At 50.9% G+C, this 19,669-nt stretch carries 12 protein-coding genes; 8 read left to right on the top strand and 4 right to left on the bottom strand.

Features of this window, described 5'->3' with window-relative positions; all coding sequences use genetic code 11:
- Positions 1-398: 398 nt before the first annotated feature.
- The 4 genes from JMI88_RS16885 (at position 399) to JMI88_RS16870 (ending at position 7,819) form a co-directional block, all read left to right on the top strand.
- Complete coding sequence (locus tag JMI88_RS16885; RefSeq protein WP_201363105.1) at positions 399-2,834, top strand: FAD-dependent oxidoreductase; 2,436 nt, start codon at positions 399-401, stop codon at positions 2,832-2,834.
- A 540-nt stretch (positions 2,835-3,374) separates the two neighbouring features.
- A complete protein-coding gene (locus JMI88_RS16880; protein ID WP_201363104.1) occupies positions 3,375-5,324 on the top strand; it encodes a cyclic nucleotide-binding domain-containing protein in 1,950 nt (649 codons plus the stop codon).
- Positions 5,325-5,410: 86 nt separating this feature from the next.
- A complete protein-coding gene (locus JMI88_RS16875) occupies positions 5,411-6,304 on the top strand; it encodes a hypothetical protein (RefSeq protein WP_201363103.1) in 894 nt (297 codons plus the stop codon).
- Positions 6,305-6,427: 123 nt separating this feature from the next.
- The gene (locus JMI88_RS16870) at positions 6,428-7,819 is read left to right on the top strand and encodes a zinc ribbon domain-containing protein (RefSeq protein ID WP_201363102.1); all 1,392 of its coding nucleotides are present in this window, start codon (positions 6,428-6,430) and stop codon (positions 7,817-7,819) included.
- A gap of 136 nt (positions 7,820-7,955) precedes the next feature.
- On the opposite strand, the gene JMI88_RS16865 is transcribed toward JMI88_RS16870, so the two are convergent.
- The gene (locus JMI88_RS16865; protein WP_201363101.1) at positions 7,956-8,144 is read right to left on the bottom strand and encodes a hypothetical protein; all 189 of its coding nucleotides are present in this window, start codon (positions 8,142-8,144) and stop codon (positions 7,956-7,958) included.
- Between the two features lie 285 nt (positions 8,145-8,429).
- On the opposite strand from JMI88_RS16865, the gene JMI88_RS16860 reads away from it, so the two are divergent.
- Positions 8,430-9,278, top strand: coding sequence for a TRM11 family SAM-dependent methyltransferase (locus JMI88_RS16860; RefSeq protein WP_201363100.1), 849 nt, complete (start codon positions 8,430-8,432; stop codon positions 9,276-9,278).
- 99 nt (positions 9,279-9,377) lie between these two features.
- The gene (locus tag JMI88_RS16855) at positions 9,378-11,354 is read left to right on the top strand and encodes a DUF6909 family protein (protein ID WP_201363099.1); all 1,977 of its coding nucleotides are present in this window, start codon (positions 9,378-9,380) and stop codon (positions 11,352-11,354) included.
- Positions 11,355-11,593: 239 nt separating this feature from the next.
- Here JMI88_RS16855 and JMI88_RS16850 read toward each other — a convergent pair whose 3' ends face one another.
- The gene (locus tag JMI88_RS16850) at positions 11,594-12,889 is read right to left on the bottom strand and encodes a hydroxymethylglutaryl-CoA lyase-like TIM-barrel protein (protein WP_201363098.1); all 1,296 of its coding nucleotides are present in this window, start codon (positions 12,887-12,889) and stop codon (positions 11,594-11,596) included.
- 324 nt (positions 12,890-13,213) lie between these two features.
- On the bottom strand, positions 13,214-14,479 hold the full coding sequence (locus JMI88_RS16845) for a hypothetical protein (RefSeq protein ID WP_201363097.1): 1,266 nt from the start codon (positions 14,477-14,479) through the stop codon (positions 13,214-13,216).
- 419 nt (positions 14,480-14,898) lie between these two features.
- Here JMI88_RS16845 and JMI88_RS16840 point away from each other — a divergent pair, with 419 nt between their 5' ends.
- Both JMI88_RS16840 and JMI88_RS16835 read left to right on the top strand, forming a co-directional pair.
- The gene (locus JMI88_RS16840) at positions 14,899-15,858 is read left to right on the top strand and encodes a ring-cleaving dioxygenase (RefSeq protein WP_201363096.1); all 960 of its coding nucleotides are present in this window, start codon (positions 14,899-14,901) and stop codon (positions 15,856-15,858) included.
- Positions 15,859-15,860: 2 nt separating this feature from the next.
- The gene (locus JMI88_RS16835; RefSeq protein ID WP_201363095.1) at positions 15,861-16,520 is read left to right on the top strand and encodes an alpha/beta hydrolase; all 660 of its coding nucleotides are present in this window, start codon (positions 15,861-15,863) and stop codon (positions 16,518-16,520) included.
- A 107-nt stretch (positions 16,521-16,627) separates the two neighbouring features.
- On the opposite strand, the gene JMI88_RS16830 is transcribed toward JMI88_RS16835, so the two are convergent.
- Positions 16,628-19,291, bottom strand: a complete 2,664-nt coding sequence (locus tag JMI88_RS16830) for a serine/threonine-protein kinase (RefSeq protein WP_201363094.1) — start codon at positions 19,289-19,291, stop codon at positions 16,628-16,630.
- Positions 19,292-19,669: the final 378 nt, after the last annotated feature.

Genomic DNA, 19,669 nt, shown 5'->3' with positions numbered 1-19,669 from the left:
TTTGTTGCAACATACAATAAAAACCCCGGGCGGGCGCGTCAGTGCCCGCCCGGGGTAAAAAGGAGCTGCTTGTGCCCACGCACAAGCAGCGTCATCATTACTTTTTCATAAATTACTAGGAAATGGGTAATGGTAGCAGAGTCAAGATAGATACATTTCTAGCTTTCTCTGGTAAGATGAAAGGTGATATAGGTACAGGGCGTTTCAGGAAATATAGCGAGATATGTACCTATAGTTATGTCAGGGTGTGCAATCCTGTATATTGGGAGGTTGTATGTGGGCATGTGGGTTGTGTGGGCTGCACAGATTTATCTATCTCCACGTTTCTAATGGAGTGCTCTGTCTGCCCTGTCTCGATTTTTCACGTTGTAGCGGATTAATGGGTGTTGAGGATACGCATGGCTGATCAGATTTCATTTTTAGTTATCGGGAATGGTATTGCGGGAATTACCGCGGCTGAAACGTTACGCCAGGAGGCTCCGCAGGCGACGATCGGAGTGATTTCTGAGGATGCGCATCCTGTCTACTTTCGTCCAGCCCTGAAAGATTATCTGGCCGGTCGTGTTGTTGAGGAGAAATTATGGGCTCGCCCGACTAACTATTATCAGTCTCAGCGTATTCATTTCCTGGCTGAGAAGGTAATACGTATACAGCCCGAACAACATACGGTTTTGTTACAGAGTGGCGGTCAGGTGAAATATGAGAAGTTGTTGCTGGCCAGTGGTGCTCGGCCGGCGCATCTCACCTGTCCTGGTATTGATCTGGCGGGTGTATTCACTCTGCGTAGCGTAAAGGATTATCAGGCTATAATTGAGCGCTTGCCTTCTGCGCGCAGAGTTGTGGTGTGTGGCAGTGGGACGCTGGCTCTGGAGACAGTGGAGACGTTGCGCCATTGTGAGCATCAGGTTTCGCATTTAATTCGTAAGTGCCTGCTCTGGTCCGAGGTTTTAGACGCTACAGCGTCAGACCTGGTTCTACAGGAGGAGTCCCGCGATGGAGTGGATGTACAGCTAGAGACCGAAATTACTGAGATTATTGGGTCGCGTGGCCAGGTTTCCGCCGTTAAGACCAGTAGAGGCGAACGTATTGCCTGTGATCTGGTGCTGGTCGCCATCGGCGTTAAGCCGAATATTGACTACGCTCAGGCCAGTGGATTACGGTGCCGCCGTGGATTGCTGGTAGATGAGCAGATGCGCACCAGCGCCAGGGATATATACGCCGCTGGCGATGTGGTGGAAACAATTATTCCAGGCACGCAGCGAGCCCGCGTGATCGGCCAGTGGTATCCATCTATTCAACAGGCGCGGGCCGCTGCCTATAGCATGCTCAATATTCTGGATACGAGCCGGCCATTTCAAGCCGACACCTTTTATAACGCTACATTCCTTTATGGGCTACCTTTTGCATCTGTTGGTTTAACAAATGACAAAGGTTATCGCGAACTGGTTGCCGAACCGCAGCCACGTTCCTATCGTAAGGTTCTGCTTTGCGATGGCGTCCCGGTCGGTATGCTGGCTCTGGGAGATCGCAAGCATACGCTGGCTTTTAAACGCGCAATCGACTACCAGGTCAATCTGGCGTCTGTCGCCTCCTCTTTGATGAAGGAGGATTTTGATCTGGCGGCCTACCTGGATCGCTTAAAGGTTCCTCCGCTGCAGTTGGGGGTGCAGCGTGCAGGTGATACTGTTATGCGACAAGCGGTTGCTATATCTGGCAATAGCCAGGAGCCGCAAGCGGGGGAAGATCCTATGTTACATGAACTATTACCGTCTCAACATACAGAGGCACTGCTGGTGCACGTGGCCGATCCGCATGTTCCATTGCACATTGCCGAAACTGCTTTGAGTCGCGAAAAGTCTGTGACGATTGGACGCCAGCCGGGGGTAAACCTGGTCGTCAATGAAGGTTCGATCTCGCGCCGCCACGCTCAGATAGGTTTTCAGAATGAGCACTATGTAATTATTGATTTGAAAAGTCTAAATGGAACTTTTTTGAACGAGCAGCGGCTTGAACCCGAGCGACCTTATCCCTTGAAGGTTAATGATGTGTTACGTTTGGGCAATATTGTAACATTTTGTTTTCTCTTGCGCGCCCTGGATTTTGATAATCTTGCTCCTGCACGCCAGAAACTTCCCAGCGCCCCCGCTCCTGCCAGGCCACAGCAGCAAGAACTGGACGAGAATTTATTGCCCGCCGGCGCAGCCCAGCCCTTGCCACCGGCGATAATGAATGCCTTAAAGATGACACCTGCGCTGATCATTCTGCCCGCTAACGGCAAAAATGGACGCAAACAATCGCCACGTGTACATCTCTTGCAGCCAGAAAAATCCATTATCATTGGTCGCGAAGCAGGCAACGACCTTGAGATCGGTGACATGATGATCTCGCGTCACCATGCTGAAGTCTTTTCCACCACAGAAGGTTTTTATATTCGCGACATAGGTAGTAGCAACGGTATCACTATCAACCAGAGCCAGATCGATCAACCATATCGACTCTCACACGGTGATCATATCGTCTTAGGGAGCACTATTATATTCTTTATCGACCTGCAATCTGGACAGGAAAAGACCTCCAAAATGCAATCAATGGCTGTTAGTAAGCCACCTGTGCCACGGAACCCAAATCCAAATGTCAGTAAGGGATCGTCTATTGCCATTCAGCCGACATTGGGTGCCCAGACACAGGTCAAAATACCAACCGTGGCCACGGCCCGCTCAAAGCCAGCCACCAAACCGCCGTTCTCGGTTGTCATATGTCCAAATTGCGGAGTCGTCAACATGCCGATTGCCCGTTTCTGCGCCGGCTGCAGCTCTGCACTACACGCATCCTGATCACCAAAAGGCCCGGAGGGAACACTGTTCCCTCCGGGCCAGGAATGACAAGGAGTAGTACAGAGGACTGCCAACCCTCTGTCTGGAGGAAAGGAAATAGTGTTCCCTCCCGCCCATTGCTACCACATGATCTTTTACTTTTTAATACGGTATAAAAATACCTCTTGCATTCCCGCCTTCGGCGGGAGGGGAGAGAGAAGATGATGCGGGGACACCCCGCACCCCGGCAGGAGGGCCTCGCCGGCCCTCCTGCACCTCCCGCCTTATACCAGCTTTATTTGTAAAAGATCATCAGGTAGCAGCAAGCGGGAGTGCAGAGGGCGGCCGCCCTCTGCCTGGGGGCATGGAGGCTGTGCCCCCATCGCTTCCCCTTATCAATTGCCGCCGCAGGCGGACACAAGTGGGAGTGCAGAGGGCGGCAGCCCTCTGACTGGGGGCGCGGGGGCTGTGCCCCCGTCACTTTTCTTTTGTCTGGTGCTGCCGCAGGCAGCACCAGACAAATACCGCCCCTTTGAATAAAAGGAAAGAAACAACAACAACATGCAAATACAAACAACCCAAAAACCCTTCAAAGTCGGGATGACCCATCGCACAGATATGCACACGCTGACCGCAGAAGAAATCAACTTTGAAATAGACATGTGTATTGGGTGTGATCGTTGTATGCGTGCATGTCCAGTACCCCTATCAAGCCAGGTCACCATCGCTGACCTCAACCACGCCACCAACTCAGAAGAGATCACTCCCATAGTCGCACGCTTTACCGACGAATGCGTCATGTGTGGTTCATGCGTCCCCGTCTGCCCGGTCGACAACCACCGCGACCTCCTGATGCTCTCACTCAAGCAGCGCCTGGGTATTTCCTGGGATGGTCAGGTTGATTTATCTAAAGCCATGAGACACTTACCTGCTGGTTGGGATGTTTCACTGGTATTGCGTTGCTTGCGCGAACAGACTATATTTCGTGATGCGCAACTGGTACCAGATAACTATTTGCTCCATTTTGTGGCCACCTCGGAGATGCAAACCTTGTCCGCTGGCACCGAGTTGATGCGCGAGGGTGACTTTGGACGCGATATTTTCTTTATCCTGGATGGTCAATGTGAGGTCTTTTCCCAGGGAACCGATCAGAAGTCTCTGCCATTGGCGGTTTTGCGCCGTGGCGAATATATAGGTGAACAGGGGATGCTGACCGGCCAGCAGCGCAGTGTGACGGTACGGGCCGCCCAGGATCGCACCATTGTTCTTAAGGTTCCTGAGCAGGTTATGCAGCGCCTGATGGAAGTTGTTCCGGCGGTCCAGGATTTCTTTGTGCAATTGAGTAGCGCACGGGCGGTTGAGAACATGCTCGCGCACCTGGAACTATTTGCGGGTATTGCAACTGAAGATATGCGTGCGTTGGCTACGCAGGCGACCATTCGACGCTTTGAGCGCGATGAACAGCTTTTTAGTGAAGAGCGGAAAGCGCAGCCTGTGCGTGAGACCTTCCATTTACTGTTGGATGGCTTTGTGAAGGTTGCCCGCAAAACGGGGCGCCCCCAGCATCCAGAGCGTATTATCGCTTATCGTCAACGCGGCGACTATTTCGTTGGTGGACTGGATATGCTGGGCGATCGACGCGCGGTGACGGTGACGGCGATTACACGTGTGACCGTTGCCGAGATTACGCGTGCGCAATTAAAGTCGCTATTGACGCGCTATCCGGCGTTTAAAGAGCGTATTCAGGAACGCGTGAGATTGTACCAGGAGGCCAATACCGCCGCCCATAGTGCGGTGTTCGAGCCTTTTGATCGAATGCAGTTAGAGCAGGCATTGGTGAACACCTCTTCAGATGCTGAAGCTCGCTCAGGCCTGCATGCACTGGTGAGCGACGGAGTTGTCGAGGGCACCGAGGTACTGGTAATCGACCTCGACAAGTGCATTCATTGTAACGAATGTGAAGAGGCCTGCGAGCGTCGCCATGGCCAGTCCCGTATGAATCGTGAGGGCATGGTCGTTGGCAATATGAGTATTGTGACGGCCTGCCGCCAGTGTCAGGACCCCGTATGTATGCTTTGTAGCCGGGCTGGGATTGCGCGTAAGCCGAGCGGCGAGGTCTATATTACTGAAAGTTGCATTGGGTGTGGTATCTGTGCTGAGCGCTGTCCTTACGATAATATTTCAATTGTCTCTCTGACCGAAGATGGGGATGAAGCCCAGCCTCCCAGTTGGCAGCGTTTCAGTCGCTTTTTCAGCAAAGGCTTTGGTAAAGAGCGGGGTCGCAAAATGTTACCCATGGCCCAGACTCCTGCTGAGCCCGGCCCATTGCAACCTTTCGCTAATAATGGCCTTGAGAATCTACGCAAGAAAATTGCTATCAAATGCGATCTCTGTGCAGGCTACAACAATCAAGCCTGTGTACAGGCATGTCCAACAGGCGCGGCCATTCGAGTGAACCCAGTCACCTTCTTTGGCTCAACCGAAGACATCCTGAGTCGCAAAGCCCGCTGATCTATTATAGGTTCTGGATATAGGTTTTGGATCGTCTTCGGAAAAGTGGGATGCAAGGGGCGGCGAGCCCAGGAAAGGAAAAATGTATGTCGGTGACTACAAAACAACCACAGGTATCTCAACCTCGCGGCTTGCGGCGTTTATGGAAGTCTCCCACTTCTCGAGCCCGCTGGTTCTGGTTGGCAATTAGTGCATTGTTCTACGTTGCCCTTCTCGCTTGGTATTATTATGCGCTCCGTACACAGGATGATCCTGAGCCATTTGCAGATCCACTGCGCCTCTTTGGGATCATTGCCTATGTGCTGGTTCTGGGAACCGCTAGCTATTCGTTGCGTCGCCGCTTTGTGCGTGGCTTGCCCGGTAAAGTACAAAACTGGTTATGGATGCATACCTGGCTGGGTGTGATTACTATTTTGATTGCGGTCCTCCATGAAAATTATGTGCGTATCACCCATGACTATTGCCGTAATTTGAGCTGTCTGACGGAAACTTACTGGGCGACCAGTGCGCTTTTCGCCTTGATCTTTCTGGTTGTCAGTGGTGTCTTTGGCCGCTTATTAGATGTATGGCAGACCAGGGTGATAGCGCGTGAGGCCAGTTCTAATGGCATCGGGATCGAGCGTTCGATCGAGGAGCATCTGCGCACATTGAAGTATACGGTTGGACGCTATAGTGCCGGTAAATCAGATGAGTTTAAACGTGCTTGCGCTGAAGCTTTGGAGTCCCAGGGACGCACGATCTATCCAGACTCAGACCTAGCTCCTCATGAGCGAGCAGATTGGCAGCGTGTCCAGCCTACTCTGCTGGAGCATGCCAAACTGGAGCGCTCACTATTCCGGCAAAAACGTGCTAGACGCGTTATTCAATCATGGCGAACCCTACATATTCTGCTGGCTTCCCTTGCTCTGGTCATAATTTCCTATCATAGTATCATGGAATTGCTGACAAACGTACTGCATGTAATAAGGATTGCTGAATAAAAACGTTGTATTGATTAATATAGAGGGTAATTATTTGATAGCACATGTTGCTATCTCGCGTGGCACACTGTCGCGTAGGGTTTGTAGTTGTAGAGTAGTGTCTGGTTAAAGGAAAAAGTATTAATGTTGTGCCCCGGTTGTCAGGCGCCGATTGAGTCGGATGCTGTTTTTTGTGGACATTGTGGTTCGCCGCTACCTCCTGTTCATTTATGCCGATCAGAAGTTGAAGAGTCTGTTCAATCACAATCAGCGGAGCAGTGGTCGGATGATGGTGCGAGCGTTGCTGAGGAACAGGAGCACCAATCTTTTGTTGTTCCTGAGTATCCATTGACGCCTTTGCCAGCCAGTAAAGTTTCTGGCTCAACTCCCTCACCGGCTCCGCTGCCGTTTACGGGAGGACCATCCCTGCATCGTCCCGCTCAAAAGGCGGGGGCGCCCTCTACTGGTCGTAATCTCGTCTTTATTGCGGTCATTCTTGCCATTCTGGGAGTTGGTATTGCGGCTGGTATCTTTGCGCTTTGGCAGAACAAGCATATCCCTTCCCATCAACCTTTTACTACCGCTACTTCTATGCCGCTTCCCCGCATCAGTGGTGTAGCCACTTTTCATGATACTTCTAATGCCCGGTCGGGTATTAATAGTGTGTCTCTGAGCGTGCATGGCCTGCAACCGCTGGCAAACGGCTCCCATTATGAGGCCTGGCTGGTCAATGAACACGAGTTACATATTCAGCCACTGGGTACGCTGGCAAAGGCAGGGGATACCTATGCTGTGAACTTTAGCCAGCCGGATGGCAATATCCTGGCTCTGGGTAATACGCTGCAGGTGACGGTAGAGACAACGCAGGCCACGCTCCCAAGTGGACGAGTTTTGCTCAGCGCGCACTTTCCACCCATGGCCGGGATGCATATCAATCATTTGTTGGTCTCATATCCTGAGACGCCTGATAAAATAGCCTTATTGCCCGGCCTGCTGGCCCAGACTCGTCAGCTCTATGATCAGTCCCAGCAATTGCGTACAACCAATGATAAAACCGCCATCCAATGCCTGGCCCAGAATATGCTCGTTTTACTGGATGGTCAGTCGCCAGCAAAACCAACTGTTAAATCTCATACATGCTCCTCAGCCCATGTGCCTCAGCTCTCAATCAATTATGGTTTATTGGGACAAAATAACAACGGTTATGTCAGTACCGTGGGCGCTCATGCATCGCTGGCCGCCACGCAGACCGATTCTACAGATAACATCAGGAAATACGCGCAGCAAGTTATCTTTTCCAGTGAAAACCTCTCAAACTGGTTTTCAACTTTACATCAAGATGCTCAGGACCTGCTTGCGCATCCCAATGATCACAACAAAGCGGTCGAGATTATGAGCCTGGCTGATCATGCGTTGAGTGGTGTCGATAGCAATGACAATGGTAGTGTTGAGCCCATACATGGTGAAGCAGGTGCTATGCAGGCATATCTCTCTGGTCAGTCCATGGCAACACTTAACCTCACCAGCAACAAATAAAAAGCTATTCAAAGCTTTCTTCTATTCGATCATTATTCTCACCGGCATGGCCTCGCCCTCCAACGTGGAGGCGCTGACGCCCCCATATTCTTATTTAGTGTTGCATGAATTGCACTATAGTGCAATTCATGCAACACTAAATAAAGCCCTTTTTATTCGTTGGATGCAGCATTCGCGCTTGCGCGAATGCTGCATCCAACGAATAAAAAACCTTTTGGGCGCCGAAGGCGCGTAGCGTCAGGGGCCGCAGGCGCGAAATCTCACGAGGAGCGCGGACGAGCGCGCATGCGCCCGTCCGTAAGAACGGCACTGTGGTTCCCATCATTATGGGAACCATCCCTTTCCACAAAAATGCCGCTAATTGTAGCCGAGCAACGTATAAGCATTATAATTACTATTCCACAGTAGTCGCCAAAAGCAAAAGATGGAGATATTACTAGGGGGAAATGTCAGGCATGGGGACACCCAACATTTTAGTAATACCTCCTCTCAATAGTGTACGCTAAAATAGCCCGTTTTGGCGCGATGATTTGCGTTTATCAATGCATAGGTAGGTATATCCGGGGTCAATGCCTGCTGGCATTAGTAGCTTTTTATTGGGAGTGGTACCATGGAAAATGATGATATTTCGATGCGTAACACTTTGAATGAATTGACTGGAGCTGAGTGGCTCTATTTTACAAAAAGTATTATCACAACTGCGTACCCTTCCGAATATGGACATCAGCATCGTAAAGCTCATGGTGCCAACAAGCCTCCTCAGTTGATGTGCCAGTTGATTGAGTTTTTTACGAAACCTGGTGGGAAGGTGCTTGATCCTTTTGCTGGTGTTGGTGGTACACTGATCGGCGCCTCCATCTGTCGCAAAGCGCGCCAGGCTCTGGGAATCGAAATTAACCCGAAATGGGTCGATATTTATCGGCTTATCCTGGCTGAGAGCCAGGGGGCGCTCTTGCCACAGACGCTCATCTGTGGCGATTGTTTGCAGGTACTAACTACGCTTGAGCCTGCCTCCTTTGATTTTATTGTGACCGATCCCCCCTATAATATTCACCTGGAGCAGACGATGGTGAATGGGCGCTATGCCTCGACTTATTCTAATCGGCGTACCGATTATGATATGCGCTCGACCGATCCATCCGATCTGGCGAATCTCACTACCTATGAGGCTTATCTGGATGCTATGGAGCAGGTGTTTTCTCACTGCTACACTTTGCTTAAGCCACAGAAATATATGGTGATTATCGTGCGTAACGCCTATCAACATGGCGAGTATATGTTTACACATGTAGATTTAGCGCGTCGCGCCAAGCTACATGGTTTTGTGCCCAAAGGGGAGATTATCTGGTACCAGGCGGGCACTCGTTTGCGTCCCTATGGTTATCCTTTCGCTTATATTCCCAATATTGCCCACCAATATATTGTTGTGTTACAAAAACCTAAGCAATTAGTCGTGTAACTTTCTCTTTTCTCCCCATTGTGTTGGTGTACGCGTTATAATAGATGAAACATATTGACGGTACGTTAACCTCCTGCCTCAGAGAAGAGGAGCACATTTATGCCATATAAACGGAAGCCTGATGATCAACATAGTAATGATATCCATCCTTTGAAGCACGTTCCTCGTGATGAAACAGCTGGCGATCAGCGGATGGACGATGAGGTGCTGAGCGAGCAGAATCGGCAGGCCACCACTCTGACTCCTAGCTTTGAACATGGTGAGAAATATCATGCAGCCGGCAAACGCGATGTTGAGCTTTACATTCGAACCTATAATACGCTGCTGCGGAGCTCTGGTGAGATTAATCTAAAGGCCTTGATACAGGCACATTATAATATTGATTCAAGCCTCCATCCCGATGCTCGTAGGCCTTATCCAGATATGTCGGCGTTTATCTATAGCGTATTGCGTTTACCCGATGTGATTAATCAGTGTGAGCTAGTGTTATTGGGTCAGTCTGAAGAGGTTTTTCTTCAGCAGGGCTTTCATGTAAATAAATGGCAGGCTGTGACGGCTTCTGCGCGACGCCGTAAGTGGTTCTATAATGGCAAGAAAACATTGGCCGCCTATGTTGCCAGTGTCAGCGATACAGATGATATTGTTCCCGTGCTGGTGGCTTTCCAGATTGAGTGGAACAAAATATATTATCTATTGAAGGAAGACCCCACTACTATGCAGCTTTTGGAGACCCAGGTGGATCCAGGGTCACCGGTTTTTGCTGAGATCAGTAAGGTTCTGCGCCAGCGCTTGCATATTGCTGAGGATGATTGGCAGCGCCTGCAGGTGATCTGGGGCGAGCATTTGTGGGAGAAACTGCACGAGATTGGCTCTCAAAAGAAGAGCTTTAATCTGCGGATGCTGGGTGGCTCGCACGTTGGATATGTGAAGGCTACGCGCAAGTGGTGGGCGCCGGTCAGGAGTCTGCTGGATACCCTGGGATTGCCCGATCGCCCGGTCTACTTTGTTTCTAGTAATACCCATAGCTTGATTAATCTGCTTTCGGGTTTTTCGCTGCGCCATGAGAAGGCGTTGTCTGAGTTCGCACGCAGCGGAGCTGATCCTTATCTGGCCGAGGAATGTCTGAAGATCCAGGATGGGACGGTGCCGGGTAACTGGCAGAATTTCCTTTACTTTGCTACCCGTGAGTGGCTTAATACCTCTGCTGGTCGCGATGCTGCCCGTACGCGACTGCAGGAGGCGCAGGATCGTGGTATCTGGCATGTCGGGGCTCGTCATGGCCTGGAGATTGATGCTCAGGTCTTCGAGTTGTCCAAGTTGCTCCCTGCCGAGCTTGATCCTCGTAGTCGTATGTCTGGCCTGGATATCCTCAAAAAGAGTGATGCGGTCATTCTGAATATCGATTATCCTCTAGGTATGGCGGCTTATCGTATGATGCGTGAGATTATGGAAAATCTCTCTCAGATCTGTGGTATCTATGTGCTGGGTAAGGCTGCTACCCTCAATGGGAGCATTGGTGATGTGATGATTTCCAACGTGATTATGGATGAGCATAGCCAGAATACCTACTGGTTTGATAATATGTTCCGCGCTAACGAGGTTCAGCCTTACTTAATTTATGGCTCTGTGCTGGATAATCAAAAGGCTGTTTCCGCCAAGGGCACCTACCTGCAAAATCGCCAGTACCTGGATTTCTACTACCAATCTAACTACACCGTTGTTGAGATGGAGGGCGGCCCTTATCTGAATGCGATTTATGAGGATCAGTATCTGACCCGCTACCCCACCAGCGATAATATCAATTTGTTGAGTCTGCCATATGATCTGGGTATATTACACTATGCTTCAGATACTCCATATACACGCGGCAAAAACCTTGGCGCTGGTAGCCTTTCCTACTTTGGTATGGATTCTACCTATGCCAGTACGGTTGCCATTGTGCGGCGCATCTTTGCGAATGAGATCGCGGCCATTCAACGCCGCCTGACCCATCCCCTGGATGAAGCCTTGACTCCTCTGCCCGATGAGGGTATTCCCGCCGAAAATAACGTTGACAAAAAAACTAAAGCCGTTTAATCAATATGCCTCGCTCCACTGCCATGGCAAAAGCTTTTGCCATGGCAGTGGAGCGAGGCATGCTGTTTTCTTAATGTGCGTTTCAGGAGTTCGTTTGTATGATTCAAGTATTGCTACTCGATGTCGATGGCGTTCTCGTACAAGGTGAAGCATTTTCTAAACATCTCGAACGTGACTATGGAATTTCCCCTGCCATTACTGCTCCTTTTTTCTTGTGCTTTCACCCTCACATTGACACGTTAAGCCAGATCGATTATGGGTGCAATCTCTTCCCATTCGACGCTGGTCTGACGACCTGCATCAAATTCTTGTAAGAGCCAGGCATAAGCTTTTTGCAGCTGTGTGTCGTCTTTGGGCAACTCGCGTCCTGTATGCTGGCGTACCAGGAAAATCAGTCCGGCCAGGCCACTTTCTTTAGTGAGTGAGACCTCCAGCGGCCTATCAAGTAGCTCGGGCACGTTGAAGGGAGCGTACATCCACCAGAATTTGTTGAGTCCGTCGGCGTGCACTCCAGCTCTGGTGCGATGTGCATCGCGGCCGTAGAGTGGATATTTAGGGGGGATTGGCTCATTCATTTCATCATACAGCCGTACAAGTTCATTCAGAGCCGGGAATTGCGGCTGCTTCTCGCGATAATATCCCATGCCAATCAGGTGTAGTAAGACGGCTTCGAGCGGCGCATTGCCGGTTCTTTCACCTTTTCCAAGTGATGTGCCGTTGATAACACTACAACCAGCGCGCACTGCTGCCAGACAATTCGCAACGACGAGCCAGGTATCGTTGTGCGGGTGAAATTCAAGATCGCTGGATTGTAGGCCGAGCTTGTGCATCTCCTGAAAGATGCGTGGTATGCTGCGTGGCAGCGCTACCTCCTCGAATGGCAGGCCGAGCCCCATGGTATCGCAGACGCGAAATTTCGGGCGTAGCTCAGGCCCATAGGACGCGCTGATCTCCTGTACGTTCTGGATAAAAGGACGTAAGAAATCCATCGAGGCGCGCGTGGCATCTTCTAGATGGAGCCGAGGACGAATGCCGGCATCTAACGTCATCTTTACTGCATCCAGGTATGTTTGCGCAGCCTGGTTTCTGCCTCCTGGTTTGAACTTGTGAAATGTATGGTAGTCTGAGGCTGAAGCTAACATCCCTGTCTCTCGAATGCCCAGACTCTGAATGAGCACGACATCTTTGGCCGTGGCTCGTATCCAGGTTGTTGGCTCAATGGGAGCACCGCTGTGGTAGCGCTCCAGCGCACCCTCCAGCGCAGCCCGATCCGAGGCTCGATAGACAAAAAACTCTGCTTGTCTGATGGCCCTTGAGTCGGCGGTGAAGCGGCAGAGGATATCATAAATCTTCAAGCTCTGCTCAGTGGATAGTGGTAGGCCTCCCTGCTGACCGTCGCGATGGGTTGTCTCCGTGGTCCAGGCATCGTCGGGTAACGTGGCGGGTCGCTCCGTCCAGTCGTAAGTGGGAAAAGCATCACGTGGGAAACTCGTAAGAAAGTATTCAGGCTCTGTTGGCTCAGGAATTATGTGCACTTTCTCTCTCCTTTGATAAGCAAGTTGCATGTCAAATCATACTTCTCTCTTCTTTCTCTATTAGTTGTACGCGATAGCTCGACAAAAGTCAATTATCTTTGACCTTACTCGATATTACTTGATTTATGTCGATTAAAGTAGCGTCCTAATCAATAGAAACGGTTGAACATTGGTAAGTGGATCGAAAAAAGCAAGCGGTATTGTTTTCACAAAATCGCTGCTGGAGTGAATGAAGGAAGGTTTTTATGCTACTTTGCTGATGGGTTTTAAGTGCCACAAGTAATAAAAAGTCAGCGATAGCTGGCCGGATTTGATTACTCTGTATTAGCGCCAGATCAGGGTATCTTCACTTCCGGGCACGCGCTCGCTTCCCTCGGCAGGCGCCTGTCTCCATACACAGCGTACTTCCTGTTGTGCTATCAACTGCTGCATACAGTGATCATATTCCTGGCAGGTAAATTGCCCGAAGCTGTCGAGGATAAGCTGTTGCCGTAGATCGGGCCAGCGGCGGATGCGCAGGGTAGTTCCCTGCTGCTGAATCTGTTCGCGTAGCCATTGCAGCCCTTCATCCAGACGTTTCTGGTGCTGCAGGGCGAACCAATCTTCGCTGAGGACACCCTGGTAACTTTGTTGATAGGTGCGGCGGCGATACTGGCAGAGTGCGTCGTTCATAATCAGCAGACCATCTGAGCGCCTGGTTGCGTAGATCAGTGTGTAAGGGAGGGATGTGACGCTGGCCGGTCCGTTTTGGATGGGTAGCTCAATGCTCTGTGGTGACCACTGGAAGTGTCTGCGCATCGATGTAATGAACAGGCGTGCAAAGCCCTGTATGGTCGTTTCTTCTGTAGAGAGCAGCGTTTTCCAGCGGTCGCTGCGCAGTAGTGCGGTCAGGGCATTGGCCTGCGCTGTATGGGTGGCTGCGGCTCGTAAATGTTGCTCGATCTGTTTATGCGCCAGCAAGAAACATAATTCAGTTGGTCCGGTCCGTTTGTACAGAGGTGCCAGATCTTCGTAACTGAACGTGGTTGGTCCCAGGGGATTTAAAAGAAATATGGCGGGCGATTGTTCGATTTCTTTGAGCAGATTACTGGCGATATCCAGCCAGCTGGTAGTAAGTATGCTGCTTTCTCTGACTAAGACATTGCCGTCGTCGACGTTTTTGTTATCTCGTGAGCGGCGCGTGCTGCTGCCAGCGCTGAGTAGCAGGCTATGCAGAGCGATGGGACAACTTTCCTGGGCCAGCGTCTGGGCTAGCGTTACGCCGGGCTGTAGTGCTGCTGGCAACGCTATGGCTACGCTTTTCTGTTTGCCTTTCCCTTTCCCGTTGCTGGACGGTGGATTGACCTGCTCTGCCAGTGCACTCAGGCTTTTCGCTGTATATCCTCCCAACGCATCTATCCAGTAGCAGTGTCGGAAAATGCGGCTGGCACCCAGCGAGCGGCAATAGGCGGCCCCAAACTCTTCGAGTAGCCAGTTTCGCAGCAACGACAAGATGGCGCGATCGGAAAGCCGGCGTGTGCCACGTATGGCAGCTGTAGAGCCGTTTTCCGCTGCGCCTGTCAGCGTTTGATCGTGTTCGTCTTTGTTCATCCATAGGTTCATCTTGTGCGTATTCTACCACAAAGATACCCATCATTTCGCAACCCTGGTGAGCAAAAACCAGAGCAGGGTGCAGGGGCACAGCCCCTGACTGGGGTTTGGGGCTGTGCCCCGATCACTCTTGCCTTTCCTCCCTCTGCTGCCGCAGGCAGCAAAGCGGGGTGCAGAGGCACAGCCCTGACTGGGGTTTGGGGCTGTGCCCCAATTAATCTCTCCTTCCCTCTGCCCCACCGCAGGCAGCGCGTGGGGCAGAGGGAAGGAGAGACCTGATCTGCAAAGTTGCTGACTTGACAAAACTTGTAACGTATGTTAGATTGATTACTAACAAAATAAAAGTAACTATTGTTTAGATAGTTAAAAATAGAACTCGCCTTTACCAATGTGGAGCCTGGCTCCATAGGAGAAATTACATGGAAAATCATGTTTTGGGTATTCATCACGTGACGGCTATCACCGATGACCCACAGCGCAATGTTGATTTTTACGCCGGCATTCTCGGCTTGCGCTTCGTCAAAAAGACGGTTAATTTTGATGCTCCAGATACATATCATTTCTATTATGGAGATGATATCGGGCGGCCGGGTACCATTCTGACTTTCTTTTCCTGGCCTGGTTATCCTAAAGGACGCCAGGGGGCCGGGCAGGTATCGGCCATTGCGTTTTCTATTCCTGAGTCTGCGCTGGCTTACTGGCAGGATCGCCTATCGCGTAATGGGGTGACGGTTAATGGTCCGATTCCTCGTTTTGATGATCAGGTGTTGTTGTTCAATGATCCTGATGGGTTGCCACTGGAACTGGTGGCGCATCGTGGTGCCGATCAGGGCTCGGCCTGGACTGAGGGGCCTATTCCTGCTGAATCCGCCACCCGTGGTTTCCATAGCGTGACCCTCTCTGTGGCTTATGCGGAGGCTACTTTTAAGGTGTTGACCGATGTTCTGGGCTTCCATGAGGTGGCGCAGCTGGGCAATCGTCGCCGCTACGCGGTAGGTGACTCGGGTATGGCTACCCTGGTGGATGTGTTGGCGGTCCCTGGCAGCCGACGTGGTGCGGAGGCCGTTGGTTCTGTACATCATGTGGCCTGGCGCACGGCGACCGATGAGTATCAGGTGGCCTGGCGACAGAAAATTACTGAGGTAGGATTGAATGTAACGCCGATTTTGGATCGCAATTACTTCCATTCGATCTACTTCCGCGAGCCGAGTGGTGTGTTGTTTGAGATCGCTACCGATCAGCCTGGTTTCCCGGTCGATGAGGCTCCGGCTGAATTAGGTACCCATTTGAAATTGCCAGAGTGGCTGGAGTCGCGGCGGGCTGAACTGGAGCGCGCCTTGCCAGCTATTACGCTTCCAACTAGTGAACAGGGTAAATAGTTATGTCCACCCATGAAAATATTACTGCCCAATCTTTGACGACCTTTGTCCATCGTTTTATTCCAGCCTCGGCTCCTGCTACTGCTCAGCAGCAGGTTCCTACCCTGTTATTGCTGCATGGTACAGGTGGCAATGAGGAGGACTTGTTGAGCCTGGGAAATATGTTGTTTCCAGGAGCCGCTCTGTTGAGCCCGCGTGGTAATGTGCTGGAGAATGGCATGCCGCGTTTTTTCCGCCGCCTGGCTGAAGGTGTTTTTGATCTGGAAGATCTGCGTCAGCGAACGCAAGAGCTGACCGCTTTTGTGCGCGCCGCTGCTGAAGCTTACCATTTTGATCCCTCTAATGTGATTGCGGTAGGCTATTCGAATGGCGCTAATATTGCCGCCAGTATGTTGCTAGCATCTCCTGGCGTGCTACGTGGGGCCATCCTGCTGCGCCCGATGGTACCTTTTATACCGGAGCAGTTGCCCGACCTGGCAACCACCGCTGTTTTTGTGAGCGCTGGACGTATGGACCCGATTGTGCCTATGGCCCAGACCGAACAGTTGATCCAGTTGCTTAAACGGGCTGGCGCCAATGTTCGCGTTCACTGGCTCAATGGCGGCCACGGCATCAGTCATGAAGATGTCCGCGCAGCTCGCTCCTGGCTTGCCACCATCTAAAAAGCGGATAAAAAGTGAGATGTACAGGATGGGCCTCGTCGGCCCATCCTGTACATCTCACTTTTTATCCCTCAAGCGCCGCCGCAGGCGGCGCTTGAGCTCAACTCTTATTTCCATACTTTGGCGTGGCTGAAAATTACGTCGGTGGGAGTATTGGTGGTTGAGTCTGCGCCTGTATCGTTACCACCTGTGGCCATGACGCCAATGTTTCCGCTACTGTATGGTGCGCTGATCTGGTCTGTGACGGTGCTGATTTTCTCTTTATTGATGAACAGCGTAAAAGTGCCTCCGTCGGCGACGACTGCCAGCGTGTTTGTCACGTTGATCCCTTGTTTAAAGGTAGTCAGAGCAGGCTTCCCCAGCTTGTAGCCGTCCATTGAATTGGTGCAGCCTGCGGTTGTCGTACATTTTTGCAGGCTGTAGTTGCCGCTGCCATAGATTTCGAAGAAGTAATATTCTTTTGTGTTGATATTGCCACGGAAGACGATTCCTGCTCCGCTGAAACTTTGTCCGATATTGGTGAATGTCATGTCGACCTGGTAGGTGAAATTGCTATACGTTTCTTTATTTTGGAAGCACATGGTTGGTTCAAGAGCTGGTGCCACTATTTTATAGCCTTGATCCGTGAATGAGCATGTGCCGGCGGTGATGCCGGTGGAGTCGGTTCCCTCTTGCCAGGCGTTGCGGTTGCTGGTGAGGGGATCATCCAATATCAGTGAGCCTGTGCCGTTGGTGACATAGGGATTGGCATTTGCTATTTTTACCTGGGCGGTTTGGGTGGCCTTTAAGGCTGCCGCGGCTTTGTTGCTTGTGACGGTGGACTGCGTTGAGACGTTGGTAGCAGTGGCATTTGTCTGCCGCTGTGGCGCGTTATTGCTTAAGATTAGCGCAATACCAATGCTCCCGACGATGACGACGATGATGGCGACGGCGACAAGCAATATATTGCCCGCCAGTAGCCGACCCGGTTTCCCACTTGCTGTTTCTTCATCACTACGATTGATTTTAAAGGCAAATTTTGCCGCTATCTGCTCGTCTCTTGAACTGGTTGTTTTGAGAGCATCCCTTGTATTCAAAGGCATACCTGACTGTTTCTGTAGTTTAGATGACCAGGATAGCTGTGTTTGATGTGCGCCGGGGATCGAATCCGGTCCCTCCGTTGCCTTTTCGGTTGCATGTATGCCGCTGGGCAGCGACTGTTGCAAGCCAGTCATCAAGGCTGGATTTGCCGGGGCAATTGGACGTGCCCCCAGGGGAGCTTTGGGGAGCGCTGCTGGCGTTACGTTGGTTGGCGCGGATTGCCCCGGAAGCGTTAGCTGTGTCTTTGAGGTATGGCTTTCCTGGCCGGTGTGTGGTGAGGCCTGTCCAATATTTGCTGTATACGTGTTCTGACCACGCGGTGAGAGTTCAATTGGGAATAGCGATGGGCTGTCCTGGAGTGAATGATCCTGCATCATTCGATGTGGTCCCTGTTCGTTAGGGGAAAAATACGGATGTTGTTGCGTCGGCTGATACTGTGCTGGTTGGCTCGGTGATTGTTGTTTTGTTGGGAATGTGGGCAGATTCTGCTGTGAAGCTGGTGGGGTTGGCTGTGCCCGCATATTTAAAAATGATCCGCCGAAATCTTTGCTGTGAACAGGAGGTGTGGTAGGGGGTGTGTTGGCGAATGCTGTTGGTTGTATAGCCGGTCGCAGACGTTCTGGTTGAGAGATCGCTGCTGGCGCCTGCCCTAAACCCGCTGGACGCTTGAGATTTGTCGATGTGGTGCTCTGATCCGGTCTCACAAATGGCTTTTCTGTGTGTGCTGCTGGTTCATTCCATGCTTTTCTTATAGTTTTATTTTGTTGCGCATGATTGGTCCCGGTCACTGTCTGTGATGTTACATTTCCATGTATGGATGCAATGGGGACGCCATCATTATTGACCAGCGGTTGTTGCCACTTAAAGGAATATTGTTTGCTCGCCAGGCAGGCTTCTTCGAGGGCAAGCGCAAAGTCACGCACATTGGGAAAGCGTTTCTGTGGATCCTTTTCGAGTGCGCGTATAACGACTTTCTCGACCTCAGCTGGTGTGTGGGGCGCTCTATCCCGCATTGGCGGTGGTGGGGTCAACACTTGCTGGCTAGCGATTTCAAAAAATGAGCCCTGGAATGGGCATAAGCCGGTTAGCCATTCATAAGCAATTATGCCGAGCGCATATTGGTCACTGGCTGGTCGAGATTTGCCTTGCAATTGTTCGGGCGCCATATAAGCGGCCGTGCCAGCTGTTTCGGTCGGTGCGCGTGAGTTTGAGTTGTATGCTATCAGTGCCAGCCCAAAATCACTCAACAATACCTCATCGTTTTGGCTAAGGAGCATATTTTCTGGCTTGACGTCGCGATGGATGAGTTTTTTATCGTGCCCGTATTGCAGTGCTGCTGCGGTCTGTTTTATATATGGCACCAGCGGTGCCGCAGGCAGTGGTTTACCCTGCAGGAAGCGCTGGCGGAACGTTCCGTTTGGAGCATAATCCATGACCAGGAATGGGGTGTTGTCTTGAATGCCGAAGTCTAGGACGCGAACTATGTAAGGATGGACCAGGTGTGCGATGGTGCGTGCTTCGTTGAGGAAATTGTGTTTGTTATTCTCGCCCAGGCGCACCTGGAGAACTTTTATAGCTGCTTGTGTTCGTAGATGAATATGTTCGCCCAGGTAGACATTGGCGAAGCCACCCTGCCCTACCATGCGCAATAATTTGTAATTTCCTAGTTGCTGACCAATGTGGCCTTCCATTTTATACCCTCCGGCACGTGTGCACGTAGTTATCGTCCCATCGTAGTTTAAAACGAATATACATCAATCCTGTAGTTCTTTCAGATTGTATTCAGTACGTAAGGGCTATTACTTCCAGCGTGATCAGCTTATTTTCCATACCAGAAGTTGATATGCAAATTTGATACATATGCATCGTTATACTGATGTATCAAGGATTTATATGCTAAAGTGGAGTTGACAGTATTCATCTTCTTCCGTACACTTCATGTATAGGGGTGTATGCCTTTTAACGTGAAGTAGGGGGGCTGCCATCTTTGAATAGAATTCATTGTCCACATTGTGATACACCGTTACCGGATAAAACATCTGCCTATTGTGCTCTTTGTGGTGAAGCTT

The sequence above is a fragment of the Dictyobacter formicarum genome, from assembly GCF_016587435.1.
This window is presented reverse-complemented; position numbering and strand designations above follow the sequence as displayed.